This is a genomic window from Streptomyces sp. NPDC059456, assembly GCF_042750055.1.
GTDB lineage: Bacteria > Actinomycetota > Actinomycetes > Streptomycetales > Streptomycetaceae > Streptomyces.
In genome coordinates this window covers 1-1,493 of sequence record NZ_JBHYVA010000506.1, presented here as the reverse complement: position 1 = coordinate 1,493, position 1,493 = coordinate 1, and the positions used below count along the sequence as shown (strand labels likewise).

The following is a 1,493-nucleotide window of genomic DNA, read 5'->3' as shown; positions in this document are numbered from 1 at the left end:
TTACTAACCCCCCCGTGCCAGTCGTTTTGGTTGTTTGCGCTACCCACCCCCCCCCCCCCCGACCGGATTCCGCCATGGTCGCGGGCCCCCGAGCCTCCGTAGCGTCGTGACCACGATCGACGGTGGACACGGAAGGCGGCACATCATGGGGATCCGGCGGAGCAAGCGCCAGCGCGGGACCGGGCAGGAGTCGTACGAGGGCATCGGGCAGGAGCCGCACGGCCCCGCGGCCGCCGTCGAACTGCGCGGCGTGCGGCGCGAGTACGGCCGGGGCGCCGCCACCGTGCACGCCCTGCGCGGCATCGACCTCAGCCTGCCCCGCGGCAGCTTCACCGCCGTCATGGGGCCCTCCGGCTCGGGCAAGTCCACCTTCCTCCAGTGCGCCGCCGGACTCGACCTGCCGACCGCGGGCTCCGTCCGGCTCGGCGGCACCGAGATCACCGGGATGAACGAGAACGAGCTCACCGAACTGCGCCGCAGCCGGCTGGGCTTCGTCTTCCAGGCCTTCAACCTGCTGCCCTCCCTCACCGTGGAGCAGAACGTCCTGCTCCCGATGCGGCTCGCCGGCGCCGGAACGTCGGGCCCCGTCCGGGACCGGGCCCGCGACCTGCTCGCCCGCGTCGGCCTCGAAGGCAAGGGCGGGCGCCGCCCCGCCGAGCTCTCCGGCGGCCAGCAGCAGCGCGTCGCCATCGCGCGGGCCCTGGTCACCCGGCCCGACGTCGTCTTCGCCGACGAACCCACCGGCGCCCTCGACACCACCACCGCGGCCGAGGTCCTCGGCCTGCTCCGGGCCGCCGTCGACTCCCTCGGCGCCACCATCGTCATGGTGACCCACGACCCCGTCGCCGCCTCCCACGCCGACCAGGTCCTCTTCCTCGCCGACGGACTGATCGCCGACCGGCTGCCGCCCAGCTCCGCAACGGACATCGCCGCCCGGATGACCCTCCTCACCGCACCGGCGTACGCGGGAGCGGCCGCCTGATGCTGCTCCACCCGAACGGCCTGGCCCGCGCAGCGGTGCGCTTCCGCCCCGCCGCCTTCGCCGGCACCTTCGTCGCCCTGCTCATGACCGTCGCCATCGTCTCCGCCTGCGGCATCCTGCTGGAGAGCGGCGCCCGGGCGAGCCTCCCGCCGACCCGCTACGCCCACGCCCCCGTCGTGGTCGCCGCCGACCAGCAGATCCGCCGTCAGGTGGGCAGCGGGGACGGCGCGTACGAGGAAGTGGTGCCCGTGCCGGAGCGGGCCCGGGTCGACGCCGCCCTGGCGGCACGACTGGCCCCGCTCGGACGGACCGTGCCCGACGTCGTGTTCCCCGTACGCGACGGCGCGGGCGCCACCGCGCAGGCCTCGGGCTGGGGATCCACCGCCTTCACCGGCGTACGGCTCACCGCTGGCCGGGCCCCGGCGGCCCCGGGCGAGGTCGTACTGGGTGCGGGTGCGGGTGCGGGTGCGGGTGCGGGTGGGGGCCAGGGCGCGGGTGGGGGCCAGGGGGC

At 75.8% G+C, this 1,493-nt stretch carries 1 protein-coding gene and 1 pseudogene; both read left to right on the top strand.

What is annotated here, in order from left to right; all coding sequences use genetic code 11:
- Window positions 1-145 precede the first annotated feature (145 nt).
- Window positions 146-982, top strand: coding sequence for an ABC transporter ATP-binding protein (locus ACFXA3_RS31795; protein ID WP_385192413.1), 837 nt, complete (start codon window positions 146-148; stop codon window positions 980-982).
- Window positions 982-1,493 (top strand): annotated as a pseudogene (locus tag ACFXA3_RS31790) (ABC transporter permease); the annotation flags it as partial. The gene ACFXA3_RS31795 and the pseudogene ACFXA3_RS31790, both read left to right, overlap by 1 nt.

Coding starts and splice junctions, on each gene's coding strand:
- ACFXA3_RS31795 (WP_385192413.1), top strand. CDS start 146: ATGGGGATCCGGCGGAGCAAGCGCCAGCGCGGGACCGGGCAGGAGTCG.